This window comes from Fusibacter sp. JL298sf-3 (assembly GCF_053842995.1).
Map to the genome: position 1 here is coordinate 2,493,620 of NZ_CM132608.1, position 16,759 is coordinate 2,510,378.

17 protein-coding genes and 1 pseudogene are annotated in these 16,759 nt (G+C 36.5%); 8 read left to right on the forward strand and 10 right to left on the reverse strand.

Going from position 1 to position 16,759, the window contains the following annotated elements:
- Both ACR6HW_RS11770 and ACR6HW_RS11775 read left to right on the forward strand, forming a co-directional pair.
- Positions 1-1,080, forward strand: a complete 1,080-nt coding sequence (locus ACR6HW_RS11770; RefSeq protein WP_455727924.1) for a MupG family TIM beta-alpha barrel fold protein — start codon at positions 1-3, stop codon at positions 1,078-1,080.
- Positions 1,067-1,522: a PTS sugar transporter subunit IIA gene (locus ACR6HW_RS11775; protein ID WP_455727925.1), complete on the forward strand. Its 456-nt coding sequence runs from the start codon at positions 1,067-1,069 to the stop codon at positions 1,520-1,522. Before ACR6HW_RS11770 ends, ACR6HW_RS11775 begins: the two co-directional genes overlap by 14 nt.
- Before the next feature lie 358 nt (positions 1,523-1,880).
- Here the strand turns inward: ACR6HW_RS11775 and ACR6HW_RS11780 are convergent, their stop codons facing one another.
- Both ACR6HW_RS11780 and ACR6HW_RS11785 read right to left on the reverse strand, forming a co-directional pair.
- The gene (locus ACR6HW_RS11780; RefSeq protein ID WP_455727926.1) at positions 1,881-2,672 is read right to left on the reverse strand and encodes a hypothetical protein; all 792 of its coding nucleotides are present in this window, start codon (positions 2,670-2,672) and stop codon (positions 1,881-1,883) included.
- Positions 2,673-2,693: 21 nt separating this feature from the next.
- On the reverse strand, positions 2,694-3,194 hold the full coding sequence (locus ACR6HW_RS11785) for an NUDIX hydrolase (RefSeq protein ID WP_455727927.1): 501 nt from the start codon (positions 3,192-3,194) through the stop codon (positions 2,694-2,696).
- A gap of 215 nt (positions 3,195-3,409) precedes the next feature.
- Here ACR6HW_RS11785 and ACR6HW_RS11790 point away from each other — a divergent pair, with 215 nt between their 5' ends.
- Positions 3,410-4,729, forward strand: a complete 1,320-nt coding sequence (locus ACR6HW_RS11790; RefSeq protein WP_455727928.1) for an IS1380 family transposase — start codon at positions 3,410-3,412, stop codon at positions 4,727-4,729.
- A 223-nt stretch (positions 4,730-4,952) separates the two neighbouring features.
- Here the strand turns inward: ACR6HW_RS11790 and ACR6HW_RS11795 are convergent, their stop codons facing one another.
- The 4 genes and pseudogenes from ACR6HW_RS11795 to ACR6HW_RS11810 all read right to left on the reverse strand — a co-directional run bounded on the left by ACR6HW_RS11795 (position 4,953) and on the right by ACR6HW_RS11810 (position 7,909).
- A complete protein-coding gene (locus ACR6HW_RS11795) occupies positions 4,953-5,630 on the reverse strand; it encodes an ATP-binding protein (protein WP_455730884.1) in 678 nt (225 codons plus the stop codon).
- A 69-nt stretch (positions 5,631-5,699) separates the two neighbouring features.
- Positions 5,700-6,134, reverse strand: a pseudogene (locus ACR6HW_RS11800) (ATP-binding protein); the annotation flags it as partial.
- Between the two features lie 236 nt (positions 6,135-6,370).
- Positions 6,371-7,201: a hypothetical protein gene (locus tag ACR6HW_RS11805; RefSeq protein ID WP_455727929.1), complete on the reverse strand. Its 831-nt coding sequence runs from the start codon at positions 7,199-7,201 to the stop codon at positions 6,371-6,373.
- Positions 7,202-7,324: 123 nt separating this feature from the next.
- Positions 7,325-7,909, reverse strand: coding sequence for a TetR/AcrR family transcriptional regulator (locus tag ACR6HW_RS11810; protein ID WP_455727930.1), 585 nt, complete (start codon positions 7,907-7,909; stop codon positions 7,325-7,327).
- 167 nt (positions 7,910-8,076) lie between these two features.
- Between ACR6HW_RS11810 and ACR6HW_RS11815 the strand changes: the two genes are divergently transcribed.
- Positions 8,077-8,646, forward strand: a complete 570-nt coding sequence (locus ACR6HW_RS11815) for an NAD(P)H-dependent oxidoreductase (RefSeq protein ID WP_455727931.1) — start codon at positions 8,077-8,079, stop codon at positions 8,644-8,646.
- A gap of 344 nt (positions 8,647-8,990) precedes the next feature.
- On the opposite strand, the gene ACR6HW_RS11820 is transcribed toward ACR6HW_RS11815, so the two are convergent.
- From ACR6HW_RS11820 to ACR6HW_RS11835, 4 genes are all read right to left on the reverse strand, one after another.
- The gene (locus tag ACR6HW_RS11820; RefSeq protein WP_455727932.1) at positions 8,991-9,575 is read right to left on the reverse strand and encodes a hypothetical protein; all 585 of its coding nucleotides are present in this window, start codon (positions 9,573-9,575) and stop codon (positions 8,991-8,993) included.
- A gap of 71 nt (positions 9,576-9,646) precedes the next feature.
- Positions 9,647-9,991: a transposase gene (locus ACR6HW_RS11825; RefSeq protein ID WP_455727933.1), complete on the reverse strand. Its 345-nt coding sequence runs from the start codon at positions 9,989-9,991 to the stop codon at positions 9,647-9,649.
- A gap of 413 nt (positions 9,992-10,404) precedes the next feature.
- Positions 10,405-11,528, reverse strand: a protein-coding gene (locus ACR6HW_RS11830; RefSeq protein ID WP_455727934.1) for an IS3 family transposase whose coding sequence is annotated in 2 segments (ribosomal slippage) — positions 10,405-11,276 and positions 11,276-11,528 — 1,125 coding nt in all. Because the reading frame shifts where the segments join, the coding sequence is not laid out codon by codon here.
- Between the two features lie 181 nt (positions 11,529-11,709).
- Positions 11,710-13,125 (reverse strand): ISNCY family transposase, encoded by a 1,416-nt coding sequence (locus tag ACR6HW_RS11835; RefSeq protein WP_455730885.1) that lies wholly within the window; start codon positions 13,123-13,125, stop codon positions 11,710-11,712.
- 252 nt (positions 13,126-13,377) lie between these two features.
- On the opposite strand from ACR6HW_RS11835, the gene ACR6HW_RS11840 reads away from it, so the two are divergent.
- The 4 genes from ACR6HW_RS11840 (at position 13,378) to ACR6HW_RS11855 (ending at position 16,755) form a co-directional block, all read left to right on the forward strand.
- On the forward strand, positions 13,378-13,521 hold the full coding sequence (locus tag ACR6HW_RS11840) for a hypothetical protein (protein WP_455727935.1): 144 nt from the start codon (positions 13,378-13,380) through the stop codon (positions 13,519-13,521).
- A 349-nt stretch (positions 13,522-13,870) separates the two neighbouring features.
- Positions 13,871-14,854 carry a hypothetical protein gene (locus ACR6HW_RS11845; RefSeq protein WP_455727936.1) on the forward strand — a complete coding sequence of 328 codons (984 nt, stop codon included), beginning with the start codon at positions 13,871-13,873 and terminating at the stop codon, positions 14,852-14,854.
- A complete protein-coding gene (locus tag ACR6HW_RS11850) occupies positions 14,832-16,202 on the forward strand; it encodes a hypothetical protein (protein WP_455727937.1) in 1,371 nt (456 codons plus the stop codon). The genes ACR6HW_RS11845 and ACR6HW_RS11850 overlap by 23 nt, the downstream gene beginning before the upstream one ends.
- Complete coding sequence (locus ACR6HW_RS11855; RefSeq protein WP_455727938.1) at positions 16,177-16,755, forward strand: hypothetical protein; 579 nt, start codon at positions 16,177-16,179, stop codon at positions 16,753-16,755. The genes ACR6HW_RS11850 and ACR6HW_RS11855 overlap by 26 nt, the downstream gene beginning before the upstream one ends.
- Positions 16,756-16,759: the final 4 nt, after the last annotated feature.

Sequence of the window (16,759 nt, forward strand, 5' to 3'; positions counted from 1 at the left end):
ATGTGTAAAAAAGCGGACTTCGGATTTTCTGTATACGTGTCGTCTTATGAGCGGCAGAAGCCTTTTCTGAAGCAGCTCGCAGGTGAAGACGTTTACATCTTCACCTCTTTGCACATTATGGAGGAGGCCGCCGATGAGACCGATTACAAACGGCGCGCGGTCAGCATGTTGCGTGAACTCAAAAGTTTTGGATTTAAAATTATAGCGGATATATCCCGCCGCACCTTACAGCTTTTCAAGTGTGCCACGATGGTTGAACTGAAAGCGCAATTAAACGTCGATAGTTTCCGCGTCGATTATGGTTTTACCGTAGAGGAGATTGTTGAAGCCATGGAGACAATACCGGTTGCCGTCAATGCGTCAACACTTGATTTGGAGGCGATGAAGGCGCTGTCTCAGACGGAAAAAAAGCCGCTGGCCATACACAATTATTACCCGCGCCGAGAGACGGGACTGGCAGAACACTTTTTTAGGGAGAAAAACCGGCAGTTGCGCCTGTACGGGTATCGCGTCGCCATGTTTATCGCTGGCGACTGTGACCGGCGTGGCCCGATCTTTGAAGGGCTGCCCACCTTGGAGCATCAAAGAGAGGTAAATCCTTATGTGAGTTTTATGGAAGCTGTCAATCGGTACGAGATGGATTTGGTTCTTCTAGGTGATTTGTCTATGGAAAGCTTGCAGTTACAATGGGTAATGGCGTATGTCCGCGACGGCGTCATCAGTGTTCCGATTCATTTGAATCCTAAAGACGACGGGTTTTACGACATGACGTATACGGTGAGGGCGGATTCCGGGGCATATGCGTTCCGGTTCTTGGAATCGAGGGCATATTCGGTGGACAGTGGTCTACAGATTGAGCCAAGCAACTGTATTGAGAGACGGAAAGGCGCTTTGACGCTGGACAACGGGTTGTACAAACGGTATAGCGGTGAAATGCAATTGGTTTACAAGGCGCTTGAAGCCGACGCCCGTGTGAATGTCATCGGACAGGTGGACGATGTCTATTTGGGGCTTGTCGATGCGATTCAGCGCGGCGACCGCTTGCGTTTAGTTAGGAGGAAAGGGTATGGTGACAAATAAAGCTGTTCAGGTGTGTTCTCCTGTCGATGGAGAAGTGATGACGATGGATAAGGTGCCGGATGCTGTTTTCTCCCAAAAGATGATGGGAGATGGCTTTGCCGTGGCGCCGACAAATGGTCGGATCGGTGCGCCGATTAAGGGCGAGGTTATGGTGGTTGCTGAGACGGGGCACGCCTATGGACTGAAAGGTAAAAACGGCGTTGAAATATTGGTGCATTTTGGACTGGACACGGTGAAACTCAAGGGTGAGGGCATCTGCGTCAAGGTGAAGGTAGGCGATTGGGTCGAGGTGGGCGATGTGCTCTGTGAAGTGGCGATAGAGCGCATAAGCGCTAAAGTGCCGTCGCTTATTACGCCTGTCGTCGTCACTTCAGGACATGAAGTGACCATCGAGAAACTGGGAATCGTGACGGCTGAAGAGGAAGTGATGTCGGTAGGGTAGGGGTGCGAATGAAGCACTTTTATTCGCACATTCCGAGACTTTTTTCAATAAAAGTACCCCCTGCGAAGGAGGGGGAATACTTACGACCGCTGGCTAAGCCAGCGGTTTTTGTGTTTTTTTAGGTGATGGTGTTTGAAACTCATCGTCATGAAAAAGGTGAGCGTATAGCCTTTCAAATGGTACGTAACACCTTTTTTCATGCACACAATGTCCTGTAGGGGGTGGGCGCGGGACATTTCCATACTTGGAATCCTCGCCATGTTGGTAAACGTGAGTACCATAAACACCCCGATTTTGCTTTAAAGCAATTGTTCTAAAATCCGTTAATAGTAATCGTGCGATAAGTCGCCGCAAGGCACTAAACGGATGCGAGCGGTCTCTCGAGAGGCTCTGCTTCATTGGATGCCGACAACGCGCTTAAGCACCGCTCAAAATACGAATACACTTCATCGGCTTTTTCTTTAAACGCTTTAACGTCGACATCGCTATGGAGGTAACAGGTGTACAGATACTCAACTAAAGCAGGATCGATTTCAGAAAAGCTAATAATTGATTTTTTAATTTCAGCCATATCGTCTTGCCAGACACCCACATCCTCTAGTACTAACGAATACAATGCGCGTAGCAGGCGCTTAGAATACCCTTTTATATACCTACATTTAGCCTTAGAGTCTGTTGCATGGATTAGCGCATGATTGACACGGCTAATTTCTTGTTGAGTGTCCGAGTTTAAATCTAAAATGAACTGTCCAGAAATGACGATTGGTGGAACAGCTTCTCCGAAATCATCGCCATGTATGTTCACACAGATAATTTTAATCCAAAAGCCCCATTCGTTGGGCATATTTCTTACATCGTCTAGTGTGCAGATTGTCGTATCGATTTTAGTAACGAAGGGAAACTGCTCCAAGTGTTTTTCTTTGAGATGGGCCAGTTGAACTCTGTCGATATCTCCGGAGTTCTCGCAGAGAATAGTAAAATCTGCATCGGATTTATAGGGCTTAGCTGTTCCCTTGGGAATTGAGCCGCATATATAGAGGCTATGTATCTTGTCGCCAAATGCCTTTAAGAGCTGGTTTTTAAAGGACTCGACGAACACTTTGTAGTCACTGGTAATATGGGGAGGTGGTATTGTTTTTTGTAGAATCATAATTTTGCCTCCATTAGGTTTTTAGCCGTTCGTTTTTACGCTTTGTATGTACTCATTTATAATCGGCAATACGGTTTTGCTAATGTTTTGAGGTATGTCTGAGAGGTTATAAAATCTAGCGTCTCTACCTTCTGTTTCTTCCACTTTTATATCACCTTCATAGTCCCTGCACAAATAGGTTACAGTCACATTGAAAACTTCGTTTCCATCTGGATATTTGTAGTACTGGTCTTTTCCTGAATAGACGTTGAAGAGTTCTAATTTCAAACAGTCGATGTTTATTTCTTCTAATACTTCTCGACGGGCGGTATCTTCCATACTTTCGCCTAACGCCATTGCACCGCCCGGAAGTCCCCACCAATCTCTGTCGGTTCTGTGATGAAGCAATATTTCATTTTTCTCATTGATTATAATGACATTAGCACCACACATTATAATCGGCTGTGTTCCAATAAATTTTCTTAAATTTGAGATATAGTCCATTTTATACTCTCCTTTGGGTTGAGATGGTTTATCAATCATCTTTTTGAACGTCTTATTCGATCGAGTGCCATTATATCTTACCCTGAATTATTCATGACGGTTCACGAAACACTCCCCAAAACCGCATAGTTACTGTGTTTTAGACTACTTTTGCTTTTCACTTATCAAGTGAAACCTAAATAAATAGAAGAAGAGCTCCAACTTTGTTAAAATGAAGTTACCACACTCACAAACTAACAAAGGAGAAACTCTTCATGTCTAGTGTAAGTTCACTTCAGCTCGAAAGCAATAGTAAAATCAAAATAAATTTCAATGGAGGCGATTTATCCTCCGATTCGGGGCTGCTTCTCATAAAAGAATTCGCCCATAAGTTTGGCTTCAATAAACACATCAGCCAGTTTGTAACGGACAAAAATGATAGCTTCCGTAAACACAAAGACCATCAAAATCTATCCCAGCTAATTTATCAAATCCTTGCTGGATACTTTAATGACAATGATGCAGACGAACTGACCAATGAACCTGTCTTTAAAAGTATTCTGGGTAAACAGGCTCTTGCCTCACAACCCACACTGTCGAGGTTCTGGAACCGTATGGATGGAGATACAGTCAAACAGTTTGAAGATATCATCCGTCATATGAGATCATCGGCCTACAGGACTAAAATGCCAGAACAAGTTCTGCTTGATCTTGATTCAACCCTACTTAACACGTACGGCAAGCAGGAAGGCGAAGGCTTTAATTACCACTATCAAGCTCATGGATATCACCCCTTACTCTGCTATGACGGACTCACTGGAGATCTTCTCAAAGCAGAGCTTCGAGATGGTACCGCCTATAGTTCTACAGGCGTCTGCGAATTCATGCAACCTTTATTAGATGAATACTTTACGAAGTACCCTGATGTCCATCTGTTCCTCCGTGGAGACAGTGGTTTTGCAACACCAGACTTGTACAAACAGTGTGAAAGCAATGGTGTATCCTATGCCATACGTTTGAAAGCAAACAAAATACTGTATGCTCACGCAAAACATTTGGATGATGAAATAACCGAAGCTACAAAGGATAACATGATTGATTATGTGGTCCGTTATGATGAGTTCTTGTACCAAGCCGGTAAATGGGACTATCCTAGACGGGTTATCGTCAAGGTCGAGAAACCGTACAATCAGCTAACCAATCAGTATGCCTTTATTGTGACCAACATGGATCTCAGTCCTGAAGAACTAATTAAGTTCTATCGACATCGAGGCACCATGGAAAACTTCATCAAAGAAGGTAAAAGTGGCTTCAACTTTGCATCAACGCCAAGTAAGGACAAAGTCGTTAATGCGAATCATCTACTGCTCCATGTCCTAGCATACAACCTATTTAATTACTTTAAACGATTGGTATTACCTAAAAGCATGAAGAAAATGTTGATAGATACCATTCGATTGAAGCTGCTCAAAATCGCATCAAAGGTTGTTAAAGCAGCAAGATATATTCATTTCAAACTGTGTAGCAGTTGTCCATACAAGAATGAGTTCTATGAAATTCTTGAGAACATCCGTCGACTTCCACAGTTGGAATAAACGTAACTGATGAACTTTGAAATCTGAAAATCGAGAAAAGTATTGTCCACAGGATAAGTCTGCCCATTTTTAGGTGATAAACAGGAAGACGTCTTCTATGATAAGCATTATGAAGCGCAAAAACTTAAATCCGCTCGATTTTTGGTGATATCATGGGTTCATGAATAATTCAGGCTTACTTTTCGTGCCGACACTTTTTTTAAATTGTGAACGATATAAGACACTAGTCCTCTAACAAAAATTCGATAATGTTCTTGTGCTCAATACCATTTCTGGATCGATTGACTCTATCCATTGAAATCACTATCTTAGGAAAATTATCTTCAATGGCATCAAGAACAGAAAACTCTCTTTCTATTGTGGATTCTTCTGCGAGTAAATACGCCACTTGAATATACTTCATTGTATCGCCGTCAACAGCTATAAAATCAACTTCTTTATCGTCATATTTCCCAACATAAATTTCGTAGCCCCTCCTGCGCAGTTCTAAATAGACTATATTTTCAAGTGCTTGGCCTATGTCTTTCTCATTGTCGAAGTAAAGATTTCTAATCCCTAAATCATTAATGAAATACTTTTCATTAGTCTTCATGAGCTCTTTGCCTTTAATATTATACCGTGGCACGCCATGAACCAGGTAGGTGCTCTTTGCAGCTTCAATATAGTTGTAAATGGTTTCTTTTGAAAGGTTTCGACCTTCACTTTTTAGGTAGTTCGTTATAGTTACTGCAGAAAAAGTCTGACCGATATTATTGATGAGATAGGACATAAATCGCTGTAACAAGTCGACATTTCTCACATTGTAGCGTTTAACGATATCTCTCAATAAGATGGACTGATACATATCCATAAGGTAGTTCTTTGCAGTTCGTTCTTCTTCAAACTGGAACTTCCCGGGCATGCCACCTGTTTGTAGGTATTCTAGGAAAACGTCTTCACTTTTTGAAAAGCCTTCACTGATTTCTTTATAGGATAATGGCAATACTTCGATGGTATAAAAACGTCCTGTCAAATAGGTTGCTAGTTCTCCTGACAAAAGTTTTGAGTTCGACCCGGTGATGAATACTTCGACATCGCCTTTAGCGTTTAATGAGTTTACTACTTTTTCAAAATCTTCTACTTCCTGAACTTCATCAAGAAAAACATAGTTCTTTTTGCCTTTAACCTTCTTTGATTCAATGTATTCGTAGAGCATCTTATATTCTTTAAGCGTTTCAAACTCTAATCACTCAAAATTTAGGCTTATAATCTGATCGCTTTTTACCCCCTGGCTCAACAGCTCTTCTTGTATCTGCAACAGCAGTGTAGACTTTCCAACACGGCGCATACCAAGAAGCACCTTGATTACTTGCTTTCCCATGACTTTTTTTATTTCTGCTAAGTATCTTTCACGCTTGATCATCATAATTGTCCCCTCAACTTAAAAATGTCACACAAAAGTCTTTTGTACAAGACTTTTGTGTGATATTTTGTTTTTTAGTCTTTTGTAAAAGACTTTTTGAAAATTGTTTGTCCTTATTTATGACTCAGATAGGGGGCATGTGGACTTTTGACAAGCTCTATTTCATCCACAACAATATAGTTTTGTCCTTCACGGACGACATTATCAGACAACTGCTGATTGTATATCAAAAACTATTGCTATAAACATTTAAGAAAGCAGTAGTTATTGTCATATAACTGAAAACCGTTTTCTATTCCGAGGGATTCCTCATCAGTATCCTCTGTATACAAATCGATTTTTTTGACATTTTTCTTATATGCAGTCGATATAAATGCCTTTAATAGCTTTTCTTTAATGGCTTCGTCTCCACTAAAGCCTATTATTTCAGTGTAGTTAACAGAACCTCTGCCGATGATATGGCCTTTTAATTCTTTATCAAAATACCCAAGGATAATAAATCTCTCTAAATTTTCATTTATTCTTGTAGAAGTCCAATAGGTATTTTCATCAATATCTTTTTCAATCCACTCGTACATATCTTTTTTATTGATTTCATTTAACTCTTGAACAAATTCATTTGAATAATCACTATTGAAGTTCTCTAATTTAAGCATTACAGCGTCTTCGATTTTCTCGAAACCTTTACTCTCATAAAATCTAATTGATTTGGTATGCTCACGAGCTGTATTAACATAAAACTTATATCCCTTGAAATTCTCTGCTACATACTCGTACAAGGCATTTGCAACAGCTTCGTAGTCATATCCATAGGGGCCTTGAGTAAATGAAACATACAAATCTTTTGCCATCCAATAAATTGGGGTAACCCCCATCAACTTTCCGTCTTTTTCAACAAGTAATAGGTCTTGTTCTTCACGTTCAATATAGCGTAAAAACAGTTCATAAATCTCTTTCCTTGTAGCATCCACTAACAATGGCCGGCATCTGGTTTCAACGGATCCTTGCAGACTGAATGCCAAATCAACTGCTCTGTTAATAGCGTCCTTTGTAGCTTTAATTACTTTCATAGCATCCTCCTAAAATAGTTTTGTAGTGACATCTAATATACTGTGATTCTCGGTGACTCAAAAGCTGAAAAACAGGCGTTTAATAATGTATATAGAAAAAAATGCAGTTGATTATAATGGGGTTCATTGCACTTCACTAGACCGCGGTTTAGTGCTCGTATCGCTACTAGAAATAAGCTCATAATACACAGCAGACAGTTCCTCAGAGGATTCTTTTTTTCCAGTTCTAATCCAAGTTTTAAGAATACTAGCTAAACCATCTGCATAAAGAGGGTTGGCATATTTAGTAGCTGTATCCGACAACTCACACGCATTGCTTAAAAAATAGGTGCTGCATATGATTTCAAAATGATAATCCAAATGGTTCAAAGTCATCAACAAATCATGTTCATTGAGAAGCTCTAACAATTCTAGTTGTTCAAACCAAACTTCAAAGTAAAGAGGGACAAAATCCGCGTCTTGGATTGAATTTTCCAAACTGTATTCTTTATATTTTTCATCAAAAATCTTGTATATATGATAAGAGAGTACTTCTTCTTTTGAATTAAAGTGTGCATAAAATGTGTTTCTGACGACACCTGCATGAGACGTCAATTCTTTTATAGTAATGCGCCTAAAGGGCTTTATTTTCATGATACTCAAAAGTGCATCGACTAGCAATTGAATAGATCTCTTAGCATTCATGTTCATAGGTTCGTGTTTAAGCATAATTTCTCCTTTATCTGAGCAAAAATGGCTATGTGTGTAAATACTCTTTATAGCATTGACGTTTAACCATAATGTTATTATACTTCATTTATACAAGTTGAGCAAATGCTCAATTTTACACATAGTTTCAACTACTCGTGCTTAATATTTGAGAGAAAGGAAAAACAATGAAAACAACTATTATTTTAGCTCACCCTTGGCATGGAAGCTTCAATAAGGCTATTATGGATAAGGTACAAGAAAAACTTGAAACAAGAAAGAAGCAGTATCAGGTTATCGATTTAAATAAGGATGGTTTTAACCCAACTCTAACTGAGAGAGACCTTTCACTCTTTTCTAAAGGTGAATCGTCTGATGAGAAGGTGGGGATGTATCAGGATATGTTGATGCAATCCGACGAAGTCATCATAATTTTTCCTGTCTGGTGGTATGATACGCCTGCAATCCTTAAAGGCTTTTTTGACAAAATAATGTTAAAGAACTTTGCATATAAGGAAACCAAATCTGGATTGAAAGGTTTGCTAACTCACATCAAAAAAACAACGGTCATTACGACCTCTGAATACCCTACTTGGTACCTATTTCTTTTAGGTAACCCAATTAAAAGACTCTTTATTAATCTTACACTCAAAGGCATAGGATTAAAAAGAGTGAAATGGTTGAACAATGGCTCCACATCTACGGGAAAAGCGAAGGATAGAAAGAAGTTTTTGAGCAAGGTCTTACTTGCGGTTTGATATGAAGGAGAAATTCGTACGAAGGCTTTGGCGTTGCTGGGTGTTTAAAGGAAAATGCAAACGCTGCAGCGTTAGTGAATAAGTATTTGGAAGGGTTAAATGCCTGCAACAATAGCAAGAGCACTTCTAGGATCAATTTAGATTTAAAAGATATTAAAAGATGTAAAATTTATAATGCTTGTCAAATGGGCAAAACGGATTATTATGTCAACAAAGATGATAGGATTGACTTTGATAAGGGAGTAGGGGGCTGTAGGGATCATTGATTTGCAGCACCTAGGCAGTGCTGAAATAATTGATACTCTTGCATAATTATCTCGATAATTTGAGAAAAAGGCTTAATCCTAAGTAACAGCACCTGCCATGCTTTCAAATTTCAATTTTTTGTTGTTCATATATGATACTAAGAGCTCCTCTTTTCTTTTATTTTTTACTTTTGATGCTATGGTTCCCGCAACCAATGCAATACAACTCAATAATGCATGAGTTGTTGCTTTTTTGATCCTTTTCGATCTGATGGCATTTAGATTCAAGATTGTTTTTAGTCGACTATTACAGTGTTCAACTGAAGTTCGCTTGCTGTATAGGTCTCTCCACATCTCGGAAGATTTCAAAGGATATCCTATCTGCCGTGGATTTTCTTTACGGTTTATTTTGAGTGTGTATCCGTAATTGCTTGACCAACACCATGCGCTACCATGTGGACAAATGCACTTTCCCAAAATGTGTGGACATCTGAATTTCATGTAATCGCCATCAAGTCCCCAATAAACAAGCTTGTTACCTCCAGAGCATGTTGGATGCAAACTATCATCAAGCCCTTCTGGTGCAGTACGACTGCCCCTTGGATTATATGCAATAATCGGGATTGCTTTAAACTGATTAATTATGGCATCATAAACGGATTTATAATCATAATCGGAGTCCATTGTATAGTACGATGGTGAGAAAGCACTTACCTTAGTAGAGTCTATTGAAATATGACTACCATCAACAATTCCTAATTCTTTAGCATGAACACTAAATCACCGAATAGTTTCAGCAACACATCTGATTCTGACAGCTTTTTTGCGAATCTGCTGAAAGTGGCTTCTGATGGTACTTTGGATAATACCTCAAAACCACAGTTATAACGTAACACTGGGTTCTCTTTCAACTGTCTCACCAACTCGCTGGTGGTCGAAATTCTCAGAATTTGCTTTGCAATTAATGCGTAAATCATCGGTGCGACTCTGTAACCTTTTGGACCTCTCAAATGACTCTGTTTAGATAATGCCGCAACCAAAGGTGAGATGTTGATCTGAGCAAGAATTAATTCCAATTTCGTTTCTTGCTGAAAGTTCATGATTTCTTCAAAGGAAAATAGACATGTTTGTCAAATATACATAAGTGGAAACTTCCTCCTTCGTTTGGATTGTGTTTGCTGTCACTTATATAATTCGACGTTTGGGGTGAAGTTTCCTTATTTGATTCTTTAAAAACTTGTTAAATCAACGGTTATAAATTATGCAATTTTCTCAATTATGAACGCTACAGGACACTAGCTTAAGTGAAGCTGTTTTTTTATTGCCATTTGTATCGACGAGCTTTTTAATGATTTCATATTTTAGATTTTCATTCATACATAATTCTACCTTTGTCATTTAATTTACCTCGATGCTTTCATTCATTGAGGTATTATTATAGCATTATATCTTTTGGGACAAAATCACGTTTGATTACTTAAGAAATTTAACATGTTGGATTGTCAACACTTTATTAGACAATTTTCTTAAGGGTATTTCTTTTAAATTCTATAGGCGTCAGGTAGCCTAGTGTTGAGTGGATTCTTATGTTATTATACCAATTCACATAATCTGCTAATTCGATGCTAAGTTCATCTAGCGACTTGAATATATACCGATTTGAAAACTCTGTTTTAAATACTTTGAAAGTGGCTTCAGCAACCGCATTGTCGTATGGACAACCCTTTTGACTCAGAGATCTTTTTATATCAAATGTTTCGATCAGCCCTTCAATTACATTGTTTTTGAACTCACTGCCACGGTCCGTGTGGAATATCGAAATATCATTCAAATTTGCGTTTATCCGTGAGAAAGCTTGATAAACAAGGATTGCGTCCTTCTTTGGACCAGCGCTATAGTCAATAATTTCTCGATTGAATAAATCAATTAATATACAGACATAATTCCATTTTCCTGCAACCCTGACATAAGTCAGATCACTTACAACGACTTCTAATTGCTCTCTATTTGAGAACTCTCGTTTGACTTCGTTAGCAGTTAAATCTTCATTTGAAGGCTTTTTAGAAGGCTTGTATTGCGCAATTGTATAGGTTGAAACTAGACCATTTTCCCGCATAATTCTTCCGATTTTTCGCCTTGAAACGACTTTGCCTTCGTCATTTAGTTTTTTCTTGATTTTACGGGTACCATAATTGTTTCTGCTTTCTTTGAATATTTTTATGATATCTTGGGCTAAAGCTTCATCTTCTACGTTGACTTTTATTTCATAATAGTAAGTACTTCGAGATAGGTTAAGGACGGCACACATTGCTGATATCGAGTATTTGTCTGTATTCACTTTAATGACTTCTACTTTCGTCCTAATATCAGCGCTGCTTGCTTTAAAATGTCATTTTCCATCTTCAGATGTTCATTTTCTTTGCGAAGCTTGATTAATTCGTTTTCAGCATCACTCCTGTTGTCTTTTTCTTTGAAAGAACCCGACTGCTGATGCTGCGATATCCATCGATCTAGTGAAGAGGGGGTAAGCTCATATTCTTTGAGAATCATAGATTTGGACTTGCCATTGAGATATAACTGTACCATTTGATTTTTGAATTCATCTGTGAACTTTCTTCTTGGTCTTTTACTTGGCATTCGTGGCCTCCTTAAGGTTATTAGTTTATTCTAATTCACCTTAAGAAATCTGTCCAGTTAAGTATAGCCTATCCATGTGAATCATACACTTAAGTGTACAATATAAATATATATGTCAATCACTTTTGAAAATGTCCCAAAATAAATCAAACATGAGCACCAGTAAAAAGCTGGTGCTTTGTTAATTAGCGGAGAAAAAGTTTTCTTGAGTGTTAATGATGTCCTCAAAAGTATAATTGTGTTGAGCATAGTGTGTTTTGATAAATTTCTTGATGGCGCTCTTCCGCCATGGATGTATCATGGAAGGGATATTGCGTTTTTTAGGAAGAGCCTCGAACTCGTCCTCAAAATCAAAGTTCTTAGATTTTCTTAGATGAGAAGGGATAAGTTCGAGTTCATAAACGTTCTCGTTGACAGAGGCCATCAAGCAGCTGTTAAAAGCTTTAATAATGACAGCCGGAGTGCCTTTGTGGTAATAAATAGGGAGGCCTCTGTCATCTATCAGTTTAAAATATTGATTTTCAAATTTAATGCAATGGCCTGTATCAATTTTGCGCTCAGCAATTACCGCAAGCGTTAGATTGATTTTTTCATCAGACGGTTGCGTTTCAAACACAGATTTGTTATTATCAAAAGGCAGAGCAAACTTGTCATTGAATTTCTTTATGTAGGAGTTCAGAAATTCGTTGGCATGCTCTACGCTTGATACGCCTGCGTTTCTTAAGTCGATCGGCAGTCGTGATTGTAGTGTTTGGAATAAGCGTTCTACGCGTCCTTTGGCCTGTGGAACGCTTGTTACTTTTATATCTACCCCCAGTTGATGGCAAGCGTAAGAAAACTGAGTGAAGGTGTCCTTTTCAAGTGAAGGGGCCTTTTTTTGTTTGTACTCAAAAACAGTTCTTCTGTCAGTGTAAAACAAGTTTGGGATACCATAGGTCGTTAAAATTTGATGAAAGACATTGTAATAGCCTTTAAGTGTTTCTTGGTGGTCAAAGTAAGCCCCCACGATTCGCCCTGTGGCATCGTCTATAGCAGCGTGTAAGTGGGTTTTGACGCCGCCAAACCAGATGTGGACTGAAGCGTCCATCTGAAGCATTTCTCCAAAGTAGGCGGATCTAGGTCTTCTAGGGTGGCTTTCATCGAGTTCAACGATCTTGTGCTGAATAATCGCCATGTCCCTTTTAGAAGTAGTCTTTTTCTTTTGGGCTTCTAATTTTTTACGAAGGGCTTTCTTTGTTGACCTGTGAGCCTTGGGAGATAAAACATCTTGTTCCATAAGGATATTTTTTACAGTAGTTGGAGAAAGAAAAAGGTGTTCTTGCTCTGCTAGGATTTCAGTAAAATGAGCGAAATTCGCATCGGGATACTTGGTCCTGTAAAGTCCTAAAATCAACGTTTTAGTTTCGCTAGACAGGGCGTGAACGGGTTTCTTTCCACGGTTTCCATGGACAAAGAAGTCTTTCCCTTCTGACCGATAGCCCTGGATTAATCGATTAACCGTTCTAATACTACAGCCTAGCTTAAGTGAAGCTGTTTTTTTATTGCCATTCGTATCGACGAGCTTTTTAATGATTTCATATTTTAAACTTTCATTCATACGTAATTCTACCTTTGTCATTTGATTTACCTCGATGCTTTCATTCACTGAGGTATTATTATAGCATTATATCTTTTGGGACAAAATCACGTTTGATTACTTAAGACATTATCACATGTGAATCATACACTTAAGTGTACAATATAAATATATATTGACAATTTAAAGAAAATAATATAATATAATTAATGTAATTAATCAGATTTTTTGCATAAATCTATTTAATTAAAATATTTATAAGGAGGCGAGTATATGGGAAACAAAAATTTAGAGTCTAAAATTGATGAGTTAGTCAATCAGTTCAAAAATGTTAAAGATATTACAGATTTGATGCCTGAGTTCGACCAAGATGCATTAATGGTACACTGGACAAATAATACTGTTTCACCTACTTAGAGTTATCATTATCTAGCTTTTACTTGTTGTTGAGAATTAGGTGTATTTGCACTCTTGATTTGAAACAGTCTGTTCAATTATACTTACATAAATTATATGTATGTGGCTAAAATAATATAAGCTAATAGTGAGCTATGGTTTCTGATCATAGATGTATAGCAATATAAATAATTAATTATTGCAACAAGTTGTGAACAAAATAAGGTGAAGCTGAGGAATCATTAACAAAAGAAATGTAATTGTTCTTAGAGTTTAATCTTTGTTATTTCGATAGTGAGTACTCTAGGGACTATCAAAAGTGAGAGGTTACTCTCACTTTTTTTATCGATTTTAGTTTAGGAGCTTGTAAGTGGAAAAAATAATAACGAGTTTTTTTTCTGGACTGATTCAATATGATAAGAAATGTATTGAGTATTGGGATCCGTTGTCAAGAGAGATGTTTAGAACAAGTTTTGAAATATTCAAAGAAAAAAATAGCAATTGTAGAAAAGTAAACATATTAAAAAAGATTACTTTGAGTAGTTTAACTTTCTTGATTGTTGAACAGATGTATTCTGACTCACATAAACCAAAAGAAAAGAAAACTTACACAATAGTAAGTAAAAATAATAAATTTTATTTCTGTTACTTATCGAATTATCTTGAAAATCTCATAAGTTTTGATAATCTAAATGAGTATGAAATAAATAAAGTGAAAGTGTTTTCAGAAAATGTAAGTCGAAATGAATTGGAGATTCAAGAACATGTTCATACAGCTTTAGATTCAATAAGTACATATTTTATACTCTCAAATAACGGTTTTACAAATTTAAGACTATACTGGTTGAATAAAACTCATGTAATATACAAGTTACTTAAAAGAAGTTTTTTTGTGGATGCAAAAACGAAATGTATCTTTTGCTTTAATGATAATATTGACAGTCAGCAATTAGCACATGAAATCATTCATTCTATTTATGCAACCAAAGCGAATCATCTTGTTCATGTTCTTTTTAGAGAGGGCATTGCAGAAGCATTTTTTGAAAGAAAATACTACATAGAAAGAATAAAAGATATTAATAATTTAAAGTTCGATATAATTGAGTCTATACAATTTGATCAAAGCTTTGATGAAGAAACCGCTATTATTTATGGATTATTTTGTAGATATATTATTGAAAAGTATAATGTTGGCAAATTTGACGAAGCCTATTCAATGAATAGTAATAACTTAGAGTATATTTTTAGCAAAGTATACAAATGTGATTTTGCCACAATTGTAGATGAGTTTAACACATGGACTAAGTTTAGCTTTAGGAGTTGGAGTTATAATGAAGAAAATATTGATTGTTGAATGTAAAAATGACAAGAATTTTAATTATTATGTTAAAGAAAACCATGAGATGCGAATGTTAATGGACTATCTTATTTTGAAAGGATATTCTACTAAGCAAATAGTGATGGGATTAGAGAGTTATAGTGAAGATGATTTGTCAATGCAATTAGCTGATATTGATAATATCATTTATTCTGTAAATGAGTCGAACATCCACTCAACTCAAAGATTCATTAAAATAATTAAGGGTTTATGTCCACAATTACTGTGGTTTATAAGAAAAAAAAGTTATGAAAGGACTAAGAGCCAGATTAAAATGCTTGATTATCCGATTATTGTCGGTTCAGATTTTAATTTAATAACTGAACGCCTTAAAAATGCTAGATTTGACGAGAAGCTTGTTATTGGTGAAAGTAGTGTTATTGTAGCTAGAAAAAAAGAAACATTGAGTTCTACATATTTAAATTCAATAGTTTTGAATGGTGGGCTATGTGAAATAGTTAATTCACGAATATGCACAGAAAAATGCCCTGATTGTGAGAGACTTCTCAACTCAATTGATAGTAATAGTAACCCAGAGCTATACAATGAAATAGAGATTGTTTCCAAATATGCGAAAACGAGGAAAATTAGTATAGTTGACCTTAATATTTTATCAAATGGCAATAGATTTTCTAGTATAGTCGACATGCTAAACATGTCAAGTGAGAAATACAATGTTACATTTAGTATAAATTGTTGTTATAGAAACTTGCTAGATAATTATTGCGTTTTAAAAAATATGTTAACGTCGCTACACAATATTGAGTTATATATTGATTTTAACGATCCAAAATCATATGAAGTACTAAATAAAGTGAAGGATTTAGATGTGAGGATAAAACTTCATTTTATCATGGCTAATGAAAGTACAAATCAAATTAGGTTGTATAAACAATTAGATTACTTAATAGCATCAAATTTTGTTTTTAATCAAGATTTATTATTTAAGAGTGAAGGAATAATTGATGAAAAAGTTCATTGTATTTTAGAGGTGTGGAGGTTTTTGTACACAGAATTCATTATTCCGGAAGTGGTAAAACTTATTGATTTGGAGAATCAAATGAAACTACCTTTTCGTGAAGGAATTGACAGGAGATATGATTTACTACCAAAAATTGATAATAACATTAAATACATCTCAAAAGAATTAAACTGCTACACATACAACTTAATGAAATCATCAGCAATCTTATCAAAGCAGTCGGGTTATGATGTACGAAATACAATTATTGAACTCCTAAAAACTAATAAGGAGGTTTTGGTTAAGTTATCAAAAGTGATTAAGGAGAGTGATATTGTTGGAATTGACAGATATTCTAGATGATTTAAAGTATAGAGTACTTTCGAATAGTAGTAAATTTATACTTATTAAGGGATCATACGACTATGGTAAATCTACTTTGCTAAAGCAAATATATAGTAGCATAAAATATAAACCCAAAATATTTCAAGCAGGTGTAAATCCAAAGAATAGGGTCGTTGTTGCGAAAAGATTAATAGCTATTTCTAAGCACATAAATGAAAATAATATAATACCAATAACACTAATTATAGATGAAATTGATGACTCTGATTCATTAGGTATATTATTTGAAAATCAAAGTTTATTTAATAAAATGATTCTCTGTACTAATAGTCAAATACCATTAAAATATAGTGAAAAATTTTACGAAATTAATTTGGATAATGAGTTTCAAAGATCACATGACTTTGTTTGTGGCGATAGAAGTCCTGGTGAGATATTGAGGAGTAATTGTGGAAACACAAACTTGAAAAGTAAAGAAGAGTTAACTTCTGATAAACAGAGTGTAACGCATAGTATTACTGTGATAGAAACAAGCAATTATACAGATACATCTGTGATAGATTTTTGTTAGGAGG